The 23685-nt window shown below is 27.5% G+C and carries 30 protein-coding genes; 15 read left to right on the top strand and 15 right to left on the bottom strand.

Annotation, left to right across the window (positions count from 1 at the left end; translation table 11 throughout):
- Nucleotide 1 precedes the first annotated feature (1 nt).
- The gene (locus AVBRAN_RS09040; RefSeq protein WP_239803079.1) at nucleotides 2-826 is read right to left on the bottom strand and encodes a hypothetical protein; all 825 of its coding nucleotides are present in this window, start codon (nucleotides 824-826) and stop codon (nucleotides 2-4) included.
- Nucleotides 827-920: 94 nt separating this feature from the next.
- The gene (gene infA, locus AVBRAN_RS09045) at nucleotides 921-1139 is read right to left on the bottom strand and encodes a translation initiation factor IF-1 (RefSeq protein WP_214117771.1); all 219 of its coding nucleotides are present in this window, start codon (nucleotides 1137-1139) and stop codon (nucleotides 921-923) included.
- Nucleotides 1140-1256: 117 nt separating this feature from the next.
- Between infA and AVBRAN_RS09050 the strand changes: the two genes are divergently transcribed.
- Genes AVBRAN_RS09050 through AVBRAN_RS09060 form a run of 3 tightly spaced genes read left to right on the top strand, consistent with a single transcriptional unit; the run spans nucleotide 1257 to nucleotide 2844 of the window.
- Complete coding sequence (locus tag AVBRAN_RS09050; protein ID WP_239803080.1) at nucleotides 1257-2324, top strand: transglutaminase domain-containing protein; 1068 nt, start codon at nucleotides 1257-1259, stop codon at nucleotides 2322-2324.
- Nucleotides 2321-2593: a hypothetical protein gene (locus AVBRAN_RS09055; RefSeq protein ID WP_214117773.1), complete on the top strand. Its 273-nt coding sequence runs from the start codon at nucleotides 2321-2323 to the stop codon at nucleotides 2591-2593. The genes AVBRAN_RS09050 and AVBRAN_RS09055 overlap by 4 nt, the downstream gene beginning before the upstream one ends.
- Entirely contained in the window at nucleotides 2590-2844 is a 255-nt protein-coding gene (locus AVBRAN_RS09060) for a heavy metal-associated domain-containing protein (RefSeq protein ID WP_239803081.1), read from the top strand. Before AVBRAN_RS09055 ends, AVBRAN_RS09060 begins: the two co-directional genes overlap by 4 nt.
- A gap of 37 nt (nucleotides 2845-2881) precedes the next feature.
- On the opposite strand, the gene AVBRAN_RS09065 is transcribed toward AVBRAN_RS09060, so the two are convergent.
- Genes AVBRAN_RS09065 through gltX form a run of 4 tightly spaced genes read right to left on the bottom strand, consistent with a single transcriptional unit; the run spans nucleotide 2882 to nucleotide 6531 of the window.
- The gene (locus AVBRAN_RS09065; RefSeq protein ID WP_214117775.1) at nucleotides 2882-3274 is read right to left on the bottom strand and encodes a rhodanese-like domain-containing protein; all 393 of its coding nucleotides are present in this window, start codon (nucleotides 3272-3274) and stop codon (nucleotides 2882-2884) included.
- 2 nt (nucleotides 3275-3276) lie between these two features.
- The gene (gene upp, locus AVBRAN_RS09070) at nucleotides 3277-3900 is read right to left on the bottom strand and encodes a uracil phosphoribosyltransferase (protein WP_214117776.1); all 624 of its coding nucleotides are present in this window, start codon (nucleotides 3898-3900) and stop codon (nucleotides 3277-3279) included.
- A complete protein-coding gene (locus AVBRAN_RS09075; RefSeq protein WP_214119549.1) occupies nucleotides 3887-5134 on the bottom strand; it encodes a malic enzyme-like NAD(P)-binding protein in 1248 nt (415 codons plus the stop codon). Before AVBRAN_RS09075 ends, upp begins: the two co-directional genes overlap by 14 nt.
- Nucleotides 5131-6531, bottom strand: a complete 1401-nt coding sequence (gene gltX, locus AVBRAN_RS09080) for a glutamate--tRNA ligase (protein ID WP_239803736.1) — start codon at nucleotides 6529-6531, stop codon at nucleotides 5131-5133. Before gltX ends, AVBRAN_RS09075 begins: the two co-directional genes overlap by 4 nt.
- Nucleotides 6532-6573: 42 nt before the next feature.
- Here gltX and AVBRAN_RS09085 point away from each other — a divergent pair, with 42 nt between their 5' ends.
- From AVBRAN_RS09085 to AVBRAN_RS09095, 3 genes are read left to right on the top strand one after another with little or no spacing between them, the layout of a single operon-like run.
- On the top strand, nucleotides 6574-7140 hold the full coding sequence (locus AVBRAN_RS09085; protein WP_214117779.1) for a hypothetical protein: 567 nt from the start codon (nucleotides 6574-6576) through the stop codon (nucleotides 7138-7140).
- A gap of 5 nt (nucleotides 7141-7145) precedes the next feature.
- Nucleotides 7146-8870, top strand: a complete 1725-nt coding sequence (locus AVBRAN_RS09090) for an EAL domain-containing protein (RefSeq protein WP_214119547.1) — start codon at nucleotides 7146-7148, stop codon at nucleotides 8868-8870.
- The gene (locus AVBRAN_RS09095) at nucleotides 8870-10081 is read left to right on the top strand and encodes a hypothetical protein (protein WP_239803082.1); all 1212 of its coding nucleotides are present in this window, start codon (nucleotides 8870-8872) and stop codon (nucleotides 10079-10081) included. Before AVBRAN_RS09090 ends, AVBRAN_RS09095 begins: the two co-directional genes overlap by 1 nt.
- A 7-nt stretch (nucleotides 10082-10088) precedes the next feature.
- On the opposite strand, the gene AVBRAN_RS09100 is transcribed toward AVBRAN_RS09095, so the two are convergent.
- The 8 genes from AVBRAN_RS09100 to AVBRAN_RS09135 form a co-directional block, all read right to left on the bottom strand.
- Entirely contained in the window at nucleotides 10089-10742 is a 654-nt protein-coding gene (locus AVBRAN_RS09100) for a SprT family zinc-dependent metalloprotease (RefSeq protein ID WP_239803083.1), read from the bottom strand.
- Between the two features lie 249 nt (nucleotides 10743-10991).
- Nucleotides 10992-11627, bottom strand: a complete 636-nt coding sequence (locus tag AVBRAN_RS09105; protein ID WP_214117783.1) for a tetratricopeptide repeat protein — start codon at nucleotides 11625-11627, stop codon at nucleotides 10992-10994.
- A gap of 84 nt (nucleotides 11628-11711) precedes the next feature.
- Nucleotides 11712-12065 (bottom strand): hypothetical protein, encoded by a 354-nt coding sequence (locus AVBRAN_RS09110; protein WP_239803084.1) that lies wholly within the window; start codon nucleotides 12063-12065, stop codon nucleotides 11712-11714.
- Between the two features lie 9 nt (nucleotides 12066-12074).
- Nucleotides 12075-12869: a hypothetical protein gene (locus tag AVBRAN_RS09115; protein WP_214150076.1), complete on the bottom strand. Its 795-nt coding sequence runs from the start codon at nucleotides 12867-12869 to the stop codon at nucleotides 12075-12077.
- Nucleotides 12870-13011: 142 nt separating this feature from the next.
- Nucleotides 13012-13365 (bottom strand): 50S ribosomal protein L20, encoded by a 354-nt coding sequence (rplT, locus tag AVBRAN_RS09120; RefSeq protein WP_214117784.1) that lies wholly within the window; start codon nucleotides 13363-13365, stop codon nucleotides 13012-13014.
- 80 nt (nucleotides 13366-13445) lie between these two features.
- Nucleotides 13446-13640 (bottom strand): 50S ribosomal protein L35, encoded by a 195-nt coding sequence (gene rpmI / locus AVBRAN_RS09125; RefSeq protein ID WP_214119540.1) that lies wholly within the window; start codon nucleotides 13638-13640, stop codon nucleotides 13446-13448.
- 59 nt (nucleotides 13641-13699) lie between these two features.
- Complete coding sequence (locus tag AVBRAN_RS09130) at nucleotides 13700-14845, bottom strand: MFS transporter (RefSeq protein ID WP_214117786.1); 1146 nt, start codon at nucleotides 14843-14845, stop codon at nucleotides 13700-13702.
- 69 nt (nucleotides 14846-14914) lie between these two features.
- Nucleotides 14915-15622: a transporter substrate-binding domain-containing protein gene (locus tag AVBRAN_RS09135; protein WP_214119538.1), complete on the bottom strand. Its 708-nt coding sequence runs from the start codon at nucleotides 15620-15622 to the stop codon at nucleotides 14915-14917.
- 232 nt (nucleotides 15623-15854) lie between these two features.
- Between AVBRAN_RS09135 and AVBRAN_RS09140 the strand changes: the two genes are divergently transcribed.
- Nucleotides 15855-17417: an amidohydrolase family protein gene (locus tag AVBRAN_RS09140; protein WP_239803085.1), complete on the top strand. Its 1563-nt coding sequence runs from the start codon at nucleotides 15855-15857 to the stop codon at nucleotides 17415-17417.
- Nucleotides 17418-17431: 14 nt separating this feature from the next.
- Here the strand turns inward: AVBRAN_RS09140 and AVBRAN_RS09145 are convergent, their stop codons facing one another.
- Nucleotides 17432-18139, bottom strand: coding sequence for a transporter substrate-binding domain-containing protein (locus AVBRAN_RS09145; RefSeq protein WP_239803086.1), 708 nt, complete (start codon nucleotides 18137-18139; stop codon nucleotides 17432-17434).
- Between the two features lie 222 nt (nucleotides 18140-18361).
- On the opposite strand from AVBRAN_RS09145, the gene argF reads away from it, so the two are divergent.
- The 8 genes from argF (at nucleotide 18362) to AVBRAN_RS09185 (ending at nucleotide 23358) form a co-directional block, all read left to right on the top strand.
- Nucleotides 18362-19297 (top strand): ornithine carbamoyltransferase, encoded by a 936-nt coding sequence (gene argF / locus AVBRAN_RS09150; RefSeq protein WP_239803087.1) that lies wholly within the window; start codon nucleotides 18362-18364, stop codon nucleotides 19295-19297.
- A 74-nt stretch (nucleotides 19298-19371) separates the two neighbouring features.
- Complete coding sequence (locus AVBRAN_RS09155) at nucleotides 19372-20703, top strand: signal recognition particle receptor subunit alpha (protein WP_214117791.1); 1332 nt, start codon at nucleotides 19372-19374, stop codon at nucleotides 20701-20703.
- Nucleotides 20704-20795: 92 nt separating this feature from the next.
- Nucleotides 20796-21020, top strand: coding sequence for a 30S ribosomal protein S16 (gene rpsP / locus AVBRAN_RS09160; protein ID WP_214117792.1), 225 nt, complete (start codon nucleotides 20796-20798; stop codon nucleotides 21018-21020).
- Complete coding sequence (locus AVBRAN_RS09165) at nucleotides 21020-21265, top strand: KH domain-containing protein (RefSeq protein WP_214117793.1); 246 nt, start codon at nucleotides 21020-21022, stop codon at nucleotides 21263-21265. The genes rpsP and AVBRAN_RS09165 overlap by 1 nt, the downstream gene beginning before the upstream one ends.
- Entirely contained in the window at nucleotides 21255-21776 is a 522-nt protein-coding gene (gene rimM / locus AVBRAN_RS09170; RefSeq protein ID WP_336609548.1) for a ribosome maturation factor RimM, read from the top strand. Before AVBRAN_RS09165 ends, rimM begins: the two co-directional genes overlap by 11 nt.
- Nucleotides 21776-22492, top strand: a complete 717-nt coding sequence (gene trmD, locus AVBRAN_RS09175) for a tRNA (guanosine(37)-N1)-methyltransferase TrmD (RefSeq protein ID WP_214117795.1) — start codon at nucleotides 21776-21778, stop codon at nucleotides 22490-22492. The genes rimM and trmD overlap by 1 nt, the downstream gene beginning before the upstream one ends.
- Nucleotides 22482-22838 carry a 50S ribosomal protein L19 gene (rplS, locus tag AVBRAN_RS09180; protein WP_214117796.1) on the top strand — a complete coding sequence of 119 codons (357 nt, stop codon included), beginning with the start codon at nucleotides 22482-22484 and terminating at the stop codon, nucleotides 22836-22838. The genes trmD and rplS overlap by 11 nt, the downstream gene beginning before the upstream one ends.
- Before the next feature lie 43 nt (nucleotides 22839-22881).
- Nucleotides 22882-23358, top strand: a complete 477-nt coding sequence (locus AVBRAN_RS09185; RefSeq protein WP_239803089.1) for a GNAT family N-acetyltransferase — start codon at nucleotides 22882-22884, stop codon at nucleotides 23356-23358.
- Nucleotides 23359-23685: the final 327 nt, after the last annotated feature.

The following is a 23685-nucleotide window of genomic DNA, read 5'->3' on the forward strand; positions in this document are numbered from 1 at the left end:
TTTAATCTCCTATATGTTTAATTCTTGCGTACGGAATAGAATTGTAAACAGCTGCTAATTCACTACCATAATTACTTGCAATGTTTTTGAAATTTTCTTCATATTCTGCTAAAGCATTTTTATAAGTATCTCTTGTTTTGTCTGCTGATTTGCACCAAAGGAAAAAAAGTAGCCACACAGGAATACTTATAAATTTTACAAATGATAAAAACCCAACTACGAATGATAAAAAAGTAGCAAGTCCTGCCCCTCCTAAGGTTTTATTAACCAATTCATTTTGTTTTTTTATAACTTCTTCTAACTCGCAATTAATATCATAAACCGGATAAGCCGCATAAACACACTTTAAAATTATTTCATCCTTTTTTGATAGCTCATCTAAATCTATGCTCTCACCATTAGGGTTTGGCTTACCGATAATCGCAAGGGTGCCTTTTATATTAAAGCAATTATTTATTTTAGTTTCTGAATTAACTATGGTTTCTGATTTGATTTTAGAATTAGTATTATAATGAGAGCCAAACCAACTTTTTTTAATCTTGCCATTTGCTTCACCTTCTGTATGCATAACTCCTATAGTTTCTGTGCTTTCGGTATAGTTATCCCTTACTATGTTTAAAACACAGTTATAGCCCAAATAGCTAGTTACATCTTTAAGTGATTGTTCTGCATCTTTGTAACTCACACCAGAAGTAACCGTAATTTCAAGTTCGCTTATATGAATTAAGCTATATTGCGTTACGGCACCAACATCTACTAATAAAACCCCATTAAACAAATCATATTTGTTTTCATTTTGATTTTCATTTGTTGTTAAATCACTCATTTAATCTCCTTTCAAAAGAGTGATTATACCCCCCCCCAAGATAAATGAATGGTAAAAAATAATTTAGAAGTTTAGCACCATAAAAAGTGCTAAATTATTTGTGTCTATAAGTAATGCGTCCTTTATCAAGACTATAAGGAGTTAGCTCAACTCTTACTCTATCTCCTGGCATAATTTTAATATAGTGCATTCTCATTTTACCCGCAATGTGGCATAAAATTACGTGTTTGTTATCAAGCTCAACTTTAAAAGTTGCATTTGGTAAAGCTTCAATAACTTCGCCGTCAATTTCTATTACATCATCTTTAGCCATAATTTTCCTTTGTAAAAATGTAAAGGTCAATAATAACATAAAAACTATTAAAAAACTAAATTTATTATTAAATAAAATAATTTAAAATAAAAGTTTATTTCACACAAGGATAAAGTTATGAAAAGAAGAACATTTTTAACTTTGTCGTCTGCAGTTGCAGCAAACACTTTACTAAGTGCGAATGAAACACCTTTAGTAAATAATACTCAAGCAACAAAAGACGATAGTAAAGAATACATTGTAAGCTTAAAACATAATTTAAGCGAATTAGGCGAAGTTAGCAAAATATGGCTTCCATTACCAAAATCACGCTCATATCAATACCTTACAAGTGATATTGTAAATAGTGGAAATTACAATGAAATTTATTTAAGTGATTTTGAAACTAATAGTTTATATGCAAGTTTTTCTAATGTAAAAGCTGAATTAATAACACAATTTAGCATTAAAACTCACGATAGAATTACTGATTTTTCTAAAGTTAATTTTAATGAAAACGAGAAATTAGACGAAAGTATCGCACAATATTTAAAACCAAGCGAACATATTTTTACTAGTGGAATAGTAAAAGAATATGCACTAAAAATTACAAAAGGTATAAAAGGCGATTTAGAAAAAGCAAAAGCTATTTATGATTGGGTAGTACTTAATTTTACTCGTGATGAGAGTGTAATTGGGTGTGGAATTGGTGATGCTAAGGCTATTTTAGAAAGTAAAAAACTTTATGGCAAATGCACTGATATTAGCTCTGTTTTTGTAGCACTTTTAAGAAGTATTAATATTCCTGCTAGAGAGTGCTTTGGAATTCGTTTAGGTGCGAGTAGATTTTATGCTGCAATGGGTAGTAAAGAAAATATAACAAAAGCTCAACATTGTAGGGCGGAGTTTTATCTAAAAGGCTATGGGTGGATTCCTTGCGATCCTGCTGATGTAGCTAAAGTTAAATTATCTTTAAACCTAGATAATAATGATAGTGGTATACAAAAATTAAGAGAATTTCAATTCGGTAATTGGGAAATGTGTTGGTGCGAGTTTAATACCAAAAGAGATTTCGTGCTAATTCCACGCCCAGCTCAAGCACCGCTTAATAATTTTGGCTATGTATATGCTGAAGTTGATTCAAATACTATTGATTATTATTCACCTAATGAATTTGTATATGAATACACTTCAAAACAAATATGAAAAAATATTTAATATCAATGTTTATCTTAGCTATTAGCTCTAGCCTTTGTTGTGTTGGAGCTATTAGCTTTTTAATATTTGGAGTAAGTCTTGTTAATTTTGATTTTTTAGCACCTTTTAGAGTATATTTAGGGATTGCAACCTGTATTTTATATTGCATATTCGTCTATAAAAAACTAAATCAAAAAAATAAAATCAGATTATTTTTAATAGGACTTGCATTATTATTTATCGTATTTTATCCTGAAATTATAGGAGCAATGATTTGAAAAAAGTATTATTGTTAAGCTTATTTTTAAGTGTTTTAAATGCTTATGAATACACTTTAGAAATTCCTAAAATACATTGCCCATTATGCACGGCAATTGTTAGAAAGGCACTACTAAAAATTGATGGAGTAAATAAAGTAAATGTTAGTTTAGAAAATAAAACAGCGATAATTAAAAGCGATAAAGAACTTAACGAAAGCATAATAAATCAAGCACTTTTTAATACAGGCTATCAAGGAATACTTAAATAAATCCTATTTTAAAAAGAATTTAAAATAGGATTAAAAATTAATTTTGATATGGAACTAATTTAATATCTGTCTTTAATAATTCGTTCATTCCACCATCAAGATTTATTATATTAGTAAAGCCGTTTTGCTCAAGCATTTTAGTTACCATTGCACTTCTTTTACCACTTCTACACATAATTGCTATTTTGCTATCTTTTGAATAATTTTTACTAATTTCATTCAAAAAATCAGGATTAATACTTCCATTTTCGTTTAGAAATGTTATCAATTTTGCTTTATTTACAACGCCTGTTGCAGCGTATTCACTAGGCATTCTAACATCAATTACAGCATAATCACTATTAGTAAAATCAAATTCCTTGATATTTTGTGTGATTACCTCAGCATTTAAACAAACAAATAAACTTAAACCCAATAATATTTTTTTCATTTTTAAGCCTTTAAAGTATTAAATATCCTATCTCCAGCATCTCCAAGACCTGGGATAATATAACCTTTTTCATTCAATCCTTTATCCAAACAAGCAGTAATTAATGCTACATCAGGATGAGCTTTTTTCATTCTATCTCTTGCTTCAGGAGTTGCAATGATACTTGCAAAAATTATTTTTTTAACACCAATTGATTTTAATCTATCAACAGCTGCAATAGCACTTCCGCCCGTTGCAAACATAGGGTCAATTATAATTGCAGTTTTATTTTGCATATCTTGTGGGTATTTTTCAAAGAAAAATTCAGGCTCAAGCGTTTCTTCATTGCGTTGAATACCTAAAAATCCCACACTAGCTTTACCCAATAAATCAAGTGCAATATCACTCATACCAAGAGCTGCTCTTAAAATAGGCACTATTACAATATCATCGCTAATAACTTCGCACTCACAAGGCATAAGTGGAGTTTGAATATTAACTTTTTCTGTGCTTAAAAATTCACAAGCTTCATAAATAACAAATCCACTAAGCTTTTTTATATGCTCACGAAAATCCCTACAAGATGTATTCTTATCTCTAATTTTCGCTAAATAAGTTGAAACTAGTGTATTTTTAATTACTTTCATTCAATAACCTTTCAAAATATGCTTTATCATCAAAATTTTTAACTAAAGCTATGCCTTCATCAACAGCAGCCTTAGCAACTGCAGTGCTAACATAAGCTTTTACCCTATCATCAAATGGTTTTGGAATTATTAAATCTTTTCCATATTTTAAGTCTTTACCATATAATTTTTTAGTTTTTTCGCTAACTTCAAGGCGTCCTAATTCACTTAAAGCCTTAACAGCTGCTATTTTCATACCCATAGAAATCTTTCTAGCTCTAACATCTAAAGCCCCACGGAAAATATATGGAAAGCCTAAAACATTGTTGATTTGATTGTCATAATCGCTTCTTCCTGTTGCAATAATTACATCAGGGCGAACTTTTTTCGCAAGTTCAGGTAAAATCTCTGGGTCAGGATTAGCTAAAGCAAATACTATTGGATTTTCTGCCATAGTTTTTAACATTTCTTCGCTTAAAGCTCCAGCTTTGCTAAGCCCTAAGAAAACATCAGCTCCTTTTAAAACATCAGCTAAAGTATCCTCATCACATTCTCTTACAAATTCTAATTTATGCTCATTTAAATCTGTTCTTTTAGTATTGCAAACACCTTTAGAATCTACTAAATAAATCTTTTTAACCCCTAAAGTCTTATATATCTTAGCACTTGCAATCCCTGCTGCTCCTGCTCCACAAACAACTACTTTTAAATCTTCTAATTTTTTGCCAATTATTTCGCAAGCATTAATTAACCCAGCCGCACTAATAATAGCTGTTCCGTGTTGGTCATCATGCATTACAGGAATACCTAAGTCTTGAAGTCTTGCTTCAATCTCAAAACATTTTGGAGCTGCTATATCTTCAAGGTTAATACCGCCAAAACTAGGGGCAATAGCTTTTACTGCTGCTATTATTTCTTCGGTATCTTGAGTGCTTAATTCAATATCATAAGAATCAACATTTGCAAATTTTTTAAATAAGCAAGCCTTACCTTCCATAACAGGTTTTCCTGCAATTCCACCGATATTGCCAAGACCTAAAACAGCTGAACCATCACTAATAACTGCTACTAAATTACCTTTGCTTGTGTATTTATAAGCTAAATCACTATCACGAGCAATCTCTTCGCAAGGATATGCAACTCCAGGAGAATATGCTAAACTTAAACTCTCATATTCTTTCATAGGCGTTTTAATAAAAGTGCCTAATTTACCGCCTAAATGATACTCTAATGCTCTTTCTTTTAAATTATTCATAAAATCTCCTTTAAAAAATTATTAAATCTTTTTTTAATCTCATCATTGCCTAAAAACTCCATAATAGCATAAATACTAGGACTAATTGTTGTTCCTGTTAGGCTTAATCTAATTAATTGCGCTATGTCTTTTAGCTTAGCATTATTGCTATCTAAAAATTGTTTAACGGCTAATTCAAATTCTGCTTCAGTATTTGCACCTTTAAAATCATTTACAAACTTAGAAAATAAAGCTTTACTATTATCATTTACAAACTTAGCAACTCCACTTTCTTCATAAGAATTTGGCTCGTTTATAATAATTTTTGCACTATTTATCAAATCTATTAAAGTCTTAGCTCTTTCTCTTAACATTGTTAATAAGAATGAATAATTCTTAACACTTGAAAAATCAAATCCTAAATCCTTACAAGCATTTACTAATCTTTCATCGCTAACGCTTTTTATATAATGAGCATTAATCCATTCTAATTTTTGTGCGTTATATGTGCTCGCACCTTTGCTAACATTATCAAATGTAAAGCATTCTTTCATTTCTTGCATTGAAAATATTTCTTGGTCTTTGTTTGAAAATCCTAATCTTAATAAGAAATTTAGTAAAGCTTCAGGCAAATATCCTAAAGCCTTATATTCCATAACATCGGTTGCTCCGTGTCTTTTGCTAAGTTTTTTGCCATCTTCTCCATTTATCATAGCTAGATGATAAAAATTAGGAACCTTAAAGCCTAAAGCTTCGTAAATTATTATTTGTTTTGGAGTATTTGAAAGATGGTCATCTCCACGAACAACATCAGTTACGCCCATTAAAGCATCATCAACAACCACTACGAAATTATAAGTAGGAGTGCCATCAGCACGAGCTATTACAAAATCATCTAAAATATCAGCAGCGTTAAATCTGATTTCACCCTTTACTCCATCATTTACTATTATTTCTCCATCAAGCGGTGCTTTAATCCTTACAACAGGCTTAATTCCTTCTGGTGGAGTGCCTTTAAAATCTCTGTATCTTCCATCATATTTAGGGCGTTCTTTTCTAGCTTCTTGCTCTGCTCTTAATGAGTTTAACTCATCTTCGCTCATATAACAATAATAAGCATTGCCACTATCAAGTAATTTTTGAATATATTCTTTATAAATATCTAATCTTTTACTTTGGTAAGTAATTTCCCCATCTACTTCCAAATCAACCCATTTAAAAGCTTCTAAAATAGCTTTGGTTGCTTCTTCGCTATTTCTTGCCATATCTGTATCTTCAATACGAAGAATAAATTTACCATTATTTCTTTTAGCGTAAAGATAAGAAAAAAGTGCTGTTCTTAATCCACCAATATGTAAAAACCCTGTCGGAGAGGGTGCAAATCTTGTAACTATCATTATTATTAGCCTTTTGTGAATTTTTTATAGTTATAATCATTTAAAATCACTTAAAGGTAAATAATGAGAAAAATTTTGCTTGCACTTGTATTTGGTGCATTTATGAACGCAAGTCCTATAACTTCAATCATAGCTAGTGTTAATAACGAGCCTATTACAAATATTGATATTATAGAAATTTCACAATATATGAATATAAGCCAAAACGACGCATTAAGATTGCTAATTCAAAATAAAATATGCACATCTTTAGCTAAAAAATTCAAATTAGCTGCAAATGAACTAGAAATCAATCAAGAATTATCAAAAATAGCTGCTGCTAATAATATTAGCTTATCTACTTTCATAGAACATAACCAAGATAAAATCAAAATGCTAACAGAAAATATAAAAGATGAAATTCTAAAAAAGAAATTATTTGATTTAATCGCTCAAAATTATATGAAAGATGTAAGCGATGATGAAGTAATTAGATTTTATAATTTAAATAAAGATAAAATGAATGGGGCAAGTTATGAAGTAGCAAAAGAACAAATTAAAAGCTATTTAATGAATAAAAATGCTCAAGAATCAGTTCGTAATTATATGGAAAAAGAAGAAGCAAAGGCATCAATTAAAATGTTTAGGTGAGTACTATGAAAACAAAATCAATTCTATCTAACTCGTTTAAGAATTTTATTATTACAACTTTTTTACTAATTGAAATTGCTGGTGGAATTTTTGGAACTTATAGATATATTAGCGAGGCAAAAAGAATTGAAGAGCATCATAGAATTCACAATATAGGAAATGATAGCTTAGTAATTAGGCTACAACAAAATAAAGACCATACTATTTTTCAATTTTTAGTATTTTCTTTCGCTGTATTAGTAGCTGCAGTTATTAGTAATGCAATTTATATAAAAAGATTAAAAAGAGTAAAATCAAATTTTAATGATTTTGCAGAACTTCTCGCAAATTCAGTAAAAAAACATAAGCCTTTAATGCTAAACGATACGCTAAATTACAGCGAATTTCAAAAAATAGCAAATTCTTTAAATGAAGTCTTAAATGATATATACTATCAAGAAAATTATAATTCTTTAACCAAATTACCTAAAAAACAAAAATTCTTATTAGACATACAAGAACTCTATGAAAAAAGCGATTGTCCTATAATAGTTAGCTATATATATCTTAAAGACTATCAAAATCTATTAAAAAGTAGAAGTTTTGATTTAGCTGATAAAATAATATTAGAATTAGCAAGTAGATTTTCAAGTTTTTCTACAACTATTTTAAATTCTAAAATAGCTAAAATAAGTGGCAATGGAGATTTTTTATTAGCATTTCCTTGTATTGATGAAATACAAACAACTTTTAATAATATGGCTATTAAGTTGCACGAATGCTTTAGTGAAAGTATTAATTTTGGAAGTGATGGAATTTATGAACAAAGTATAGGGGTTGGCTTTAGTGTATTAACAAATGAAAATTACAATCAAATAATAAACGATACTTACAAAGCAGCCTTACTTTCAAGCGTTCAAAAAGATACATTGTATTGCGATTATTCTGATGAAGTTAAAACACAAATAGATAATGAAGCAAAATTAGAAAATGATTTAAAAAGGGCTTTAGAAAAAGGTGAACTTGATGTATATTATCAAGCAAAAATCGGAGCAAATGATAATTTAGTAAAAGGCGCAGAAGCATTAATTCGCTGGAAACGAAATGATAAATTTGAAAATACAGAAAAATTTATAAGAATTGCAGAAAAAACTGATTTAATAATAAAACTTGAAAAATTTGTAATTGCAAAAGTATTTCAAGAAATACAAGTTTTAAAAAATAAAGGAATAAACATTCCAATAAGTATTAATATATCAGCAAAACACTTGCACCATAAAGATATGATAAATTATTTGCTAGCAAATGTTAAAAAATACGATATAAATCCAAATTTAATAGATATAGAAATAACAGAAAGATATAGACTTAATAGCAGTAGTGAAACTATATTAGAAAAATTAAAAGCTATTGGATTTTTAATAAGTATTGATGATTTTGGGAAAGATTATAGTTCTCTTTCTTATATAAATCATTTACCTATTGATACAATTAAAATTGATAAAAGCTTTATAGATGGATTAAATAGTAAAGATTGTGATTTAATTAATGAAAACTCAAAAGCAATTATAATTGGTATTATAAAAATAGCAAAAACTATGAATAAAAGAGTAGTAGCAGAAGGCGTTGAAACGCTAGAGCAAGTAAATATTTTAAAACAATTAGGTTGTGATGAATTGCAAGGATTTTATTATCATAAAGGTGCTACACCTATTAATGAATTTATAAATATTTATAAAAACAAATTCTAATGAAACTTCATATAGATTTTGATAGCTATTTTGTAAATGCCCAACGACTATTAAATAAAGAACTCTGCAATACACCTTGTGTGATTTATGCTGGAAGCGATGAAGATTTTTTCAATCAAGATGCAAAATATATAGATAATAAAATCGCTTTTATGAGCTCAATTGAAGTTATAAGAAGTGAAAATAAAGTAATTGATTATAGGCATTTTACTGCAATTGCCGTATCTTATGAAGCTAAAAAATATGGCGTAAAAGTAGGAGATAAATTAAATATAGCTTATCAAAAATGTCCGAATTTAAAAATAGCTAGAAGTAATATTAGATTTTATAAAGAACTAAGCTTTAAAGTAAGGCAATTTTTAGAAAGCAAAATACCCGTGATTGAACAATTTAGCATTGATGAGTTTTTTGGAGATTTAGAAGGGTTTAAAAAAGACACAGAAGTGCTAGATTATGCAAAATATCTTCAAAAAGAACTATTAGATAAATTTGGCTTACCAGCTAGTATAGGCATTAATAATAGCAAATGGGGAGCTAAATTTTTAACCGATTTAGCAAAACCTTTTGGCATTAGAATGGAATATGATTTAAGCAATGCCATTAAAGGAATAGATATAAAAAATTTCGCAGGCATAGGAAGAGAAATACAAAAATATTTAAGAGCTTATGGGGTAAATACTTTAGATGAATTATTGCAAAAAGAATATTTGCTAGATAAATATGGTAAAAATGGCAAAAAAATCATAGCAAGAATTAAAGGCGTTGATAATGAAAAAGTAGAAGAAACAAAAGATATTAAAAGCCACGCAATATCAAAAAGCTTTAAGCCAATTAGTGATTATGATGAGTTAAGGCGAAGGGTTAAAATACTTGCTAGATATTTATGTGTTTGGATTTCAAAGCACAAATATCATCCTAAAAAAATAGAAATAAGTATTAAATACGGCAATAAATTAGAGCATATTGGAATTGAAATTATGCAACCATTTGATGAAAAAAATCTAATTGATAATGCCGTAAAAGGATTTGAAATTCTTATGAAAAATACTAAAAATGTAAGTGTTTATTATATAGGAATTGCTGCTAATAATCTTGATAAAACATATTGCGAAAATATTTTTCAAAACACCACAAAAAATCAAAAATTAAATGAAACCCTAAGTGCTATAAGAGATAAATTTGGCATTAGCTGTATAAAATATGGGGGATAAATATAAATTATTTATCTTTTAATAAATTAATTCTTTCTTTATAATCAGGCATAAATCCTAAAAGCGTGGCATAAAAAGCCTTTGAGTGATTAGCGTGATAAAGGTGTGTTAATTCGTGCATAATCACTGCTTCTATTGCTAATATATCTTTTTTAATTAATTCGGTATTTAAATTTATATAAGATTTTTTCGTATTGCAAGAACCCCAACGAGTTTTCATTTTTCGCACTTTCAAAGCTTTTATATCTTTACCAACAATCACACAAAATCTTTTTAAAATTTCGCTAAAGATTTCTTTTGATTGAATTTTATAAAAATCATTAAGTAATTTTTCTTTATTTTCATCATTTTCAAGACATTTTAAAATAATTTTATCATTGTGAATTTCTACATTTTTTGAAATTCCTAAATCAAATTCTAAAATATATTTTCGTCCTAAAAACAATACAAAATTACCACTCAAAAGCTCTGCTTTTTTAGTAGTTTTAAGCTCGTTTAATCTTTGTTCTATCCAATCTTTTTTAAGTCTTAAAATCTCATCAATTTTTGCTCTACTTATAAAATAAGGCGATACTACTTCAACAAGCCCAATCTCACGAACTTTTATAATAATATTTTTCACCCGCTTTTTAGTGATTTTTATTTCCATAAACTTTCTCACATTAAAAACAAAACTAATTTTAACTTAAAATATCTTAGACAATCTGCGATATTCCAAATAAAATTAATCATATTTTGGTGTTTTTCTATATTCATAAAATTCCTTTGAAGTAAATGTGATTATTATGACAAAACAATAATAAAAATATTAAATTATTTTAAATAGTTGTAATTTATATGCTTTTATAACTACTCGTTTTTAAAAATATATCAAATAATAAAAAGTTCTTAAAATAAGAACTTTTTAAAATTATTTTATATTATCTAACTTTTCACAAGCGTATTTAAATTCTAATTCGCAAGATTTTCTTAAATACTCAAGAGATTTATTTTCATAAAGTTGAGATACTTCATAGCAGCTTTTGTTATCATTGTTATTGCAAGCGTATTTGTATAATTCTAAAGCTTTTTCTTCATCAATATCAGTACTAACTCCATTTAAATACATATTTGCTAAAAAATAGCAAGATGAATAATCATTATTATTACATTGTTTTTCGTATAAATTAAATGCTCTTTCATATAATTTTTCAAAATCATCACATTGAGTATATTTTACTTCACAAAAATTTGCAAAATCATAGCAAGCGTTTGCATTATCATCATCTTTGCAAGATTGTTTAACCAATTTTATTGCTAAATTTTTGTATTTTTTATTTAATTTTTTATTTTCCAATTTATCAGAATATTTATAAATATCACTTAAAGCCTTGCAAGATAAATAATCTTCATATTCTTCGCAAGAAACTTTATAATATAAAGCTGCGTTTGCTTCATCATTTTTATCAAACTGATAATAATTAGCATTTTTTAAGCATTCTTCTAAACTCACACACTCAACGGCATAAATACAAACACTAAATAATAAAATTAATAATTTTTTCATACTAACTCCTTTTTTAAGGTAGTAATTTTAGCGAAATATTTTTAAATAGTAATATTTATTTTTAAGCTATAGAAAATCTATAGCTTAAAAAGAATAAGTAAAATCACCTTCATTGGTTTTAATTTCTGCTTGTTTTAAATTCTCGCAAAAATGTATAGGTGAAAATGATTGTCCGTATTTTAATTTTTTAGGATTTGATTTTGATAAAACATAATGAAGTTTGCAATTTCCTTTATTTAGTTTAATCTCATATATTTCTAATTCATCTATTTTAGATGTGATTTTGAGTTTTTTAGAAGCTCCTATTCCTAGAATATTAACTTCAGGAGAATTAAAATCAGTTATCGATTCAACTTCCATAGGATCATCAATAAATAATCCTATAACAAACAATACAACAAATACTATCAACACACCTTTTAAAATTTTCTTAAACATTTCTTCTCCTTAATAATCTCTAATAGCTAAATCTTTTTTATTAAATGGTTCTAAATTCACAACATTGTCAAATTGCATTTCACTTTGCCTACCTAAAGAAACATAATCTGATACATAAAATATTCCTTGTAGTTTTTCGTGAAATAATTCTGGAATTTCATACTCATTTTTATACCCTTTAATACCACTAGGAATACATTTTTGCTCCACTTCACTATCTTTAAAATAAGCTCCTAAATTATCCCAACTATATTTTTTATCACTTTTAAATGGGATATTTACTGCTAAATTAGCACCATTTAAACCTTGTAAAATCAATGTTCCCCCGTGTGTTCTAACAGGAATTGTCCCTTCTGCTTCTAAAGTAGCCATACCACTAACTACCATACCTTGAGTTATGTTTTCTTCTTCATCAAGCTGCAAACCTTCTTTAGTTTGAATAGTTCCATAAAAAATTCTTGTTATGTCATATTCATCTTTATCTACATAATCATCGTTATTAACTTTTGCCTTTTCATATTCAGCTGTTAAAAAATAATCCTTAGAATTTGAAATATCATTTTGATAAAAAATTGTAGGGTAATAACAATACTCTAAATCAAGATTAATAAGTTTTCCTTGATTATCCAATATTACTTTTTTAAACTTTTGAATATCAGCTTCACTTTTAATAAATATCTTTATTTCTTCCATATTTTTCTTTTCAAAATTAAGCAAACTAGGAAAAAACACCGCAATAATTCCAATGATAGTAGTTAAAAATCCACCTAAAGAGCCGATAATAACTTTTTTCTCAAATTTCATAAAAATCCTTTAAAGTAAAATTAAGAAAAAAGATTATACCCCCCCCCATTCTTAAAATAATATTAAAAAAATAAAAATTACTAGGGAAAATATTTAAATGTTAAAGAAAGAAATTCCTAGCTAATCTTAGCTAGGAAAGAAATCATAATGCTTTTTTAGCTGCTGCTGCAACTTTAGCAAAAGCTGCTGCGTCATTCATAGCCATATCAGCTAGAACTTTTCTATCTAGTTCAATACCAGCTTTTTTAAGACCATTCATAAATCTTGAATAGCTTAAATCATTTAAGCGGCAAGCTGCATTAATTCTAATAATCCATAAACGACGGAAATCTCTTTTTTTGCGGCGTCTATCGCGATAAGCATATACCAAGCTTCTTTCTAATTGTTCTTTAGCCTTTCTAAAGTGTTTTCTACGACCGCTATAAAAACCTTTAGCTAACTTTAATAATCTTTTATGTCTTCTGCGTCTTACTACGCCTGTTTTTACTCTTGCCATAATTTCTCCTTTTAATGGCGTTTGCTTAAAGCAAATCTTTCCCTAAACGGGGGTAACGAATGATTAAAAATCAAAAACTCTTATTTCATACAAAGCATTTTAAGAACACGGCTTTCATTTGTAGCATGAACAAATTTTGCTGTTCTTAAATCACGCATTCTTTTTGCAGGCTTTTTAGTTAAAATGTGGCTTCTATAAGCTGAACCACGCTTAATTTTATTTTTGCCTACTTTAAAGCGCTTAGAAGCACTTTTTACGCTCTTCATTTTTGGCATAAGCTTTCCTTTTTGTTGAATTTTCTAAAAAAGAAGAGCCGATTTTATCACAATAAAGTTTATATATAGCTTATTTTATTTGAAAGTAAAGAAAAAATTAGCAACAAAAAACTAATAATTATCATAAAAATAATTGAAGTATTAAAACTATTTGTAATATCTTTAAAATATCCAAAAATTATTGGCCCAATAGTAGCTATTAAATACCCTACACTTTGAGACATTGAACTTAAGTATATTGTAGTTTTTGTATCTTTTGATTTAATAGCAATCATTATCAATGCAACGCCAAAAATTCCACCAACAGGAATAGAAAATAATAAAGCTGAAATTATTAAAATATAAATATTTGAACTTAATAAACATATAAAAAAAGCAAGAATATTGCTAATACAAACTAAAGTTAAAAGCATTGCTTTATTTTCAATCTGAGCCATTTTATTAGGTATAAAATAAGCTGAAAACATAGAACAAAATTGAAATAATATAACAATATTAGTCGCATAATCTTTATTCATACTAATAGCTAATATGCTAGGATACCAAGTAATTATCGTATAAAAAACACAACTTTGAAGCCCCATAAAAGCAGTGATTATCCAAGCGTTTTTGTTTTTAAAAATACTTAAAAAATCACTGAAATTTTGAGTTTTAGAATATCTATTAAGCCTATGATTTTTAATAAATGGCAGATAGCAAAAAAACGCAATAATAGCAAATATAATCCAACAAAATAAAGCTCCACTAAGTCCAATATAATCAATCAAATAATGCCCAAAAACTCCTATTAAGCTAGAAATGCTTAAAAACATTCCATAAAGTGCCATAATTTTTCCAATATTTTTAAAGTGATTTTTAACAAAACTAGGCATTAAAACATTCAAAATCGCAATACCTAAACCTATTAAAATCGTCCCAAAAAATAAGAAAAAGGTATTAAAAAACGCTCTAGCAAATAGTCCAAACATTATTAAAATAATCGCATAAAGCATAGCTTTTGTATTTGGTAAAATCGGAGCTATTAAAGAAAAAATAAAAAAACAAAAAAGCGGCAAAGCACTTAAAATCCCAATTTGCGTAGAATTTAAATCATAATAACTCATAATATTATCAACTATAGGACCTATTGCAGTAATTGGTGCTCTAAGGTTTAAAGATATAAAAACCACACACAAAATACTTATTAAAAAATAATTCTTTTTCATTTTTTTCCTTTATTAAGACTTTAATATATCTAAAAAATTCAATTTATGCCTAAATATTAGGCATAAATTTTAATCTAAATTATATTTTTGTAACAATTTTAAATAAGTTCCATCGTTTTTAAATTTGTTAATTACTTTATTAAAATCATCTCTTAATTTAGTATTGCCTTTTTGAAAAGCTATGCAAGTTCCAGCTATTGGAGTTTTTGCGAATACTTCAAAATCATCATAATTTTTAGTATAGCTCTTAGCAACAGCAGCTTCTAATACAAAACCATCAATTTTGCCATTTAAAGTAGATAATACAAGTGGAATGTATTCAGAATTTAAAAATGGAACTACGCCTTTAATATTAGATATTTCATCAGCTTGTAAAGTGCCAATTTGAGCTCCTAAAATAGCTCCTTTTTCAAGGTCTTTTAAAGAATTTAGCTTTTTATTACTTTTTAATTTGATATAGTGGTTTTCACTTTCTATTATTGGATTTGAAAACTCAACATTTTTAGCTCTTTTAGGTGTGTAACTCATACCTGATGCAATAATATCAATCTTTTTTGATTTTAAAGCTAGTATTAAACCATCAAAAGACATTGGAATAATCTCAATTTTTATATTTAACTCCTTAGCAATTTCTCTTACTAAATCAATCTCAAACCCCACAATTTCATCATTTTCCATATACTCAAATGGTGGGAAATCAGGCGATAAACCAACTTTATAAATCTCTTGTGCGAAAAGCCCTAAAGCTAGCAATGTAGCTATAAAAATTTGTTTCATAATAATCTCCTAAAAATTAATAAAAATAAAAAATGTAAAAAATAAAAAAATAGAATAAAAGAAGTGATAAGTTTTAACGCAGATTTGATTTATTTATTTGTAATTTTTCCATTTGTCCTCCTTAAAAATATGACTTATAATAATCAAAAAAGTAAAATATGTTAATTATAATATGTGTAATTTTAAATTAAATATAAAAAATGTAACATTATGTAACATAAAGGAATAGATTATGAAAATAGGTTTTGTTAATGCTAAAGTTTTTACAGGTAAAAACGAAAATGATTTTATAAGCGAATTTAGTATAAAAAACTCCAAATTTTGTGAAATCAATAATGTAAATAGAAATGATTGCAATAAAATCATAGATTTAAAAAATGCCTGCGTTATTCCTGCATTAAGCGATACTCACACGCATCCAACATATGTATCACAAATAATAGATAGTCTAGCTTGCACTAAACCTTATGTGACAAATATTCCACAATTAATAGAATTTTTAAAAACTTCACCAAATTATGGTAAGGAAAATAAATGGATTAAAGGTTGGTGTTATGATGAATCAAAACTAGATGAAAAAAGAGCTCCTACTATAAAAGATTTAGATTTGATAAGCTCAACACAACCAATTTTTATATTAAGAAGTTGCTGTCATTCTTGCGTTTGCAATTCTAAAGCATTAGAACTAGCAAATATTACAAAAGACACAAAAGAGCCTAAAGGTGGAAAAATAGGCAGATTTGAAGACGGCACTCCTAATGGTATTATGTATGATTTAGGTGCATCTATGTTAATTCGCAATGCAATGGAAAAAGAAAGCTTAGAAGATGAAGCAAAAAAATTAGTAAAATTAGGCGAAATTTATGCAAGTTTAGGAATAGTAAATATTAGTGATATGATGTGTTATTCTAAACCTTTAAAAGCTTATGAATTATATAAATTAGCAAAAAATATGGGTTTAAAACAAAGAGTTAGTTTATATCAAGTTTATAAAGACGCTAAAGAATTTGGCTTATTTAAAAGCGTAGAAGATATTAAAACTAATGGAATTAAATTCTTTGTAGATGGCACTATTTCATCACAAACTGCATTTACTCATAAACCTTATAAAAATAGCGACAATTATGGGGATTTAGTATGTAATATTAATGAAATTAAAGAAGCCATTGATTTTGCCAAAAATAATAATTGCCAAATAAGTTTTCATCTAATGGGAGATAAAGCTATAGATATAGTAATTGATAATCTTACAAGCTATGAAAATTGGTTAAAAGATTATCCTAGCGTTAGATTTGAGCATGCTTCTATGCTAAATTTAAAACATATTGAAAAAATAAAAAAGTTAAAAGTAAAAATTGCTATAAGCACACAACCAATATTTCAATACGCTGAATATACAAGCTATGAAGATGCGTTAGAAGATGATAGATTTAATTCAATTTGTGCTTTAAACACATTAAAAGAACATTTAGATTTAAGCATTTCAAGTGATGCACCAGCTACAATTCATCACGAGCCTTTTAATTTATTTGTAAGTATTAATGCAGCTGTTGTAAGAACTAATCCTAACGGCAAAAACTATAATAAAAATGAAGAAATATCAGTTGAAGATGCAATTTTAATGCTAACTAAAAACTCACAAAATATCCTAATGCTAAAAAATTGCACAACTATTGAAGATGGTAAAAGCGCTGATTTTATTGTCTTAGATAATGATATTTTTAGTGTTGATAAAACAAAAATAAAAGATATAAAAGTTCATCAAACTTGGCTAAAAGGCGAAAGAATTTACTAATCCTTTTTCAAGGATTAGTTTAAATTATATTTTTCTAATAATTTTAAATAAGTTCCATCTTGCTTAAATTTCTCAATAGTTTTATCAAAATCATCTCTTAATTTTGTATTACCCTTTTTAAAAGCTAGGCTCATTCCTTCAATACTAGAAGTAGCAAAAACTTCTAAATTTGGATACTTTTTCATATAACTTTTAGCGACTGGTTCTTCCATTACAAAACCATCAATTTTACCATTTAAAGTAGAATTAATAAGCACTATATATTCTTCGTTTAAATACGGCTTAACACCTTTTAAATTAGTTATTTCGTCAGCTTGAAGAGTGCCTATTTTTGCCCCAATTATTGCACCATTTGATAAATCATCTAAAGAATTTATTTTATCATTTCCTTTTAACTTCAAATAATAATTTTTGCTATCAAATATGCTTTTTGTAAATTCAGCATTTTTAGCTCTTTGTGAAGTATAACTCATACCTGCTGAAATAATATCAATTTTACCCACTTTTAAAGCCGCAATAAGCCCATCAAATGGCATTGTAACAGGCTCAACCTGAATACCTAACTCCTTTGCTACTGCTCTTACTAAATCAATCTCAAATCCTACAATTTCACCATTTTCTATATAATCAAATGGTGGATAATCATATCCTGTGCCAACCTTATAAATCTCTTGTGCGAAAAGCCCTAAAGCTAGCAATGTAGCTATAAAAATTTGTTTCATAATAATCTCCTAAAAATTAATAAAAATAAAAAATGTAAAAAATAAAAAAAATAGAATAAAAGAAGTGATAAGTTTTAACGCAGATTTGATTTATTTATTTGTAATTTTTCCATTTGTCCTCCTTAAAAAAATTGCTTTATAATAACTTTTTTTACAATAAATTAAAATAAATTCTTCAAAAATATTTTAAAATTGTATAAATTAGTAACAAAAGGAGAAAAAATGAAACTAACAAACAAAGATTTTCTAACTTTAAAAGATTTTAGTAAAGATGAAATCCTAGCACTTATTAAATTTGCAAAAGAGCTAAAAGAAAAGAAAAAGCAAGGTATAACAGGCAATCATTTGCAAGGAAAAAACATAGCTTTAATATTTGAAAAACCATCAACTAGAACAAGATGTGCATTTGTGGTAGCTTGTAACGATGAAAAAGCTTATCCTGAATATTTAGGTGCTAACGATATACAATTAGGCAAAAAAGAAAGCATACAAGATACCGCTAGGGTATTAAGTAGAATGTTTGATGGCATTGAGTTTCGCGGCTTTAATCAAAGTGATTTAGAAACCTTAGCAAAATATAGTGATGTTCCTGTTTGGAATGGTTTGACAAACGAATTTCATCCAACTCAAATTCTAGCCGATATGCTAACTATTTACGAGCATTTTAACAAACTAGAAGGGCTTAATTTTGCATATATTGGAGATGGTAGAAACAATATGGCAAATTCTCTTATGATAGGCTGTGCTAAATTAGGATTAAATTATATAAATATTAGCCCTAAAGAACTTCATCCTGATAATGAATTAATAAATCTTTGCAAAAGTTTTGCGAATAACTCAAGTATAAAAATCAGCGATAATATTGAAGATATTAAGGGTGCTGATATTATATATACTGATGTTTGGTGCTCTATGGGAGAAGAAGAAAAAGCAAAAGATAGAATAAATATTTTAAAACCTTATCAAGTAAATGATGAATTGCTTTTAAAAACTGGAAAAAATACAATAATAATGCACTGCTTACCTGCAGTAAAAGGTAATGAAATTACAGAAAATGTATTTGAAAATAATGCTGATATAATTTTTAATCAAGCAGAAAATAGAATGCACACTATAAAAGCTGTTATGATTGCTACTATTTGTAATATAGATATATAATTTATTAAACAAATATAAAGCATTTAGGGTTATAATTACCCCTTTTTTAAAATTTAAATTAAAGGATATTTTTAATGTTTGAGTTGATTAGTGATTCTTTTAAGCAAGCGGTAAATAAATTAAAAACAATAGATGATGAAAAAGCGTTAAAAAACGCTATGGAAACTCTTAAAAAGTCTTTGTTAAAGGCTGATGTTCATTTTAAGGTAACGAAAGAATTATTAGTTAATGTAGAAAATGAAGTAAAAGCAAAAGGAATCGGTCAAAAGCATTTTTTAGATGCAATTAAAAATAACCTTACAAACATACTAACACCAGAAAATAAAATAAGCGAATTTAGATTTTCTCCAAGTGGTTTAACATCTGTAATGATGATAGGCTTACAAGGTGGTGGAAAGACAACTAGCACGATAAAATTAGCAAATTATTTAAAACTTAGAAAGAAAAAAGTTCTAGTAGCAGCGTGTGATTTACAAAGACTTGCTGCGGTAGAGCAATTAAGACAATTATGTGAAGCTAATGAAATTGATTTATTTTCAATGGATAGCAAAGACCCTTGCGAAGTAGCAAAAAATGCTCTTAATAAAGCTAAAGATGGCTTATATGATGTATTATTAGTGGATACTGCAGGTCGTTTAGCGATTGATGAGCCTTTAATGAACGAATTAGCTCGTGTAAAAGATATAATAAATCCTTATGAGAGTTTTTATGTAGCTGATGCTATGAGTGGTCAAGAAGGTGTAAAAACTGCAGAAACATTTAATGAAAAAATAGGCATTAGTGGTGTTATTTTAAGTAAATTTGATGCAGATACTAAAGGCGGGGTTGCTTTAGGTATAGCAAAATTATTAAATCTACCTTTAAAATTCGTAGGTATTGGTGAGAAGGTAGGAGATTTTGAGAGTTTTGTTCCAGAAAGAATTGTTGGTCGTATTATGGGAGAAGGCGATTTAGCAACTTTAATGGAAAAAACTTCAGCAGTTTTTGATGAAAAAGAAGCAAAAATCTTAAGCAAAAAAATCAAAAAAGGTGAATTTAATTTCAATGATTTTATAAACCAACTTGAAAGTGTAAAAAAATTAGGGAATTTAGGTTCATTAGTTGGAATGATACCAGGTCTTGGTGGCATTGCTAATAAAGTAAAAGATATAGATTTAGAAAGTTCTAAAGAAATGATACATATAAAGGCAATGATTAGCTCAATGACACCAAAAGAAAGAGAAACTCCAAGCCTATTAAACAATGCTAGAAAAGCAAGAATTGCAAAAGGTGCAGGTCTATCTCAAATGGAAGTTAATAGATTTTTAAAACAATTTGAAAATGCGTCAAAAATCGCTAAAAAACTTTCAAAAGGTGGTATGAAAGGGCTAGGTTCTATGCTAAATCAAGGAAATTTTCCAAAATAATTAAAAATTTTTAAAGCTTTAAACTTATTTAAAGCTTTTTTATAGACAATTTTTGTTTATAAAAAATCTTTAAATCAATCAAGGAGAAAATAATGACAGTTGTAAGACTAACAAGAATGGGTAGAAAAAAGCGTCCTTTTTATCGTATCGTAGTAACAGATAGCAGAAAAAGAAGAGATGGCGGTTGGATTGAGAGTATAGGATATTACAATCCTATGAGCGAGCCTGAAACAATCAAATTTGATGCTGAAAGACTAGCTTACTGGAAAAGCGTAGGCGCTAAATTAAGCGATCGTGTAGCAAGAATTACAAAATAATGGTAAAAGAATTTATTTTTACATATGCAAAAACAATAGCCGCAAATCCTGAGCGGCTAGAAATTTTTGTAGAAGAAAAAGAAAATAACCTAATAGATATTGTTATTATGGCTACTAAAATAGATGCCGGAAGACTTATTGGAAAATCAGGAAAAATCATAACCGCAATTAAAACAATAGCAGTTAATCACAAAAATACTCAAAAATTAAATTATAAAATCACGGTAAAAACTTTTGATGAATAATCTAGTTTATGTTGCTAAAATTGGTAAAACTCACGGATTACTTGGTTTTTTAAAATTTCATAATAAAAGTGATTTTTACGAACAATTTAAACCTAAAGCTGAATTTTTTGATAAAAATGGTAAAAAATTCATAATTAAATCTTTTGATTTTTCAAATTCTTTAGTGCAATTTGTAGGATATGAAGATATAAATAAGGCTAAAGAACTTGTAAATATGGAGCTTTACTCTAATATTGAAAATACTAGAAAAAATATTAAGCTTAAAAAAGATGAATATTTTTATTTTGATATTATTGGGTTAAAAGTATATCAAGATGATGAGTTTTTAGGTAGCGTTGTTGATATTTTAGAAACAGGAGCTAATGATTTATTAGAGATAAAAACTAGCGATGAATTAGTAAATTTAGGCTTAGCTAAGAGTTTTTATATACCTTTTCACAATAATTTTATAATTTCAGTAAGTGATATTATCAAGGTAAATAATTCTAAAAGTATTTTAGAAAATTCGTAATGAAATTTAATTTTATAAGTTTATTTCCAAATCTAATTGAAAACTATTTTAATGAAAGCATTTTAAAAATTGCAAGAGAAAAAGAGCTTATAAAACTACATTTTGACAATCCTAGAAATTATTCTACAAACAAACATAATAAAGTAGATGATACGAAAATCAGCGGCGGAGCAGGTATGCTTATGGCTTGTCAGCCTTTATTTGATTGTTTAGAAAATTATAAAAATTCTCATATTATATTTTTAAGCCCTACAGGAAAACCTTTTAAACAAATTGATGCTAAAAGACTTGCCTTAAAAAATGAAATTACTTTTGTATGTGGAAGATATGAAGGTATTGATGAAAGAGTGTATGAAAATTATGCTAATGAAGTTTTTAGCATAGGTGATTTTGTCCTAACGGGCGGGGAATTAGGAGCTCTTTGTATGTGCGATGCAATTGCTAGAAATATAAATGGAGTAATAAAACAAGAAAGCTTAGTAGAAGAAAGTTTTGAAAATTATTTATTAGAAGCTCCATCTTTTACTAAACCTTTTATATTTGAATATAAAAAAAATAATATTTTTAAGAAATTTTATTCAATTTCAAGTTTTGTTAAGGGTAATCACGCTAATATTAGCCTTTTAAAAAATCATCTATCGTTTTGCAAGACCAAATTCCACCGCCCGGATTTACTTGCTAAGCACAATAATTTAAGGAAAAACTATGAGAAATAAATATATTGAGCAGTTTGAAGCTAAACAAATTGAAGGAAAAAATATTCCTGATTTTAGAGCTGGCGATACATTAAAACTTGCTATTCATATTAAAGAAGGTGATAAGTCAAGGGTTCAAAATTTTGAAGGTATTTGTATAGCTCGTCGTGGTCAAGGCACAGGTGAAACTTTTATGGTTCGCAAAATTGGTGCAAATGGTGTTGGAGTAGAAAGAATATTCCCAATTTATTCTGATAGTCTAGAAAGTATTACGGTAGTTCGCCATGGTAAAGTAAGACGCTCAAGACTATTCTATCTACGCAGATTACGCGGTAAAGCTGCAAGAATTAAAGAACTTAAACGCTAATATTACGGAGATTTTTCTCCGTTTGTAGAATTTCGTTTATAGAATGATTACAATACAAAAAGCTTCAGAAAAAGATTTAGATTTAATCTTAGGATTTATTAAAAAATTAGCTGATTATGAAAACTTATCAAGTAGCGTTGTGGCTACTAAAGAACTTTTAAAAGAAAACTTATTTATAAAACAAAAAGCTTATGTTTTAATAGCTTATTATGATTTAAAGCCTGTTGGATTTGCTTTGTATTTTAATAATTTCTCTACATTTTTAGGAAAATGTGGAATTTATTTAGAAGATTTATTCGTTGATGTTGAATACAGAAATAAAGGAATAGGAAAAGCACTCATAAAAGAGCTAGCTAAAATAGCTAATCAAAGTGATTATGAAAGAATTGATTGGGTTTGTCTTAAAGACAACTATCCAAGTCTTGAAGTTTATAAAAAAATAGGAGCTAATACAAAAGATGAATGGCTACTACATAGACTTGAAAAATCAGATATAAACAACCTTTTAAATAATAAATAAGTTATCTTAACTATGTATAAAAATCACTTAAAATATAAATAATCATACATTTAAAATTCTTAAATTAATACCTTAGCTAAATCAATAATTTAATAACTTTTAAAATCACTAATTATTGTTTAGTTTTAGATTTTTAAATAATTCTAGCTAAATTACTTTTAGCATTATAAGCTTTTATTACCTATAAATACTATAAGCGTTTAATAAAACTAAAAATACTCATAAATACATTTATTTTTCAAATTCCAAAACAATTAATAATCAAACCAACCATATTTATAACCACCTTATAAAGCGTTATAACTAATTTACAATAAAATAAAAAAT

It is taken from the genome of Campylobacter sp. RM12651, assembly GCF_022369475.1.
Taxonomy (GTDB): Bacteria; Campylobacterota; Campylobacteria; order Campylobacterales; family Campylobacteraceae; genus Campylobacter_E.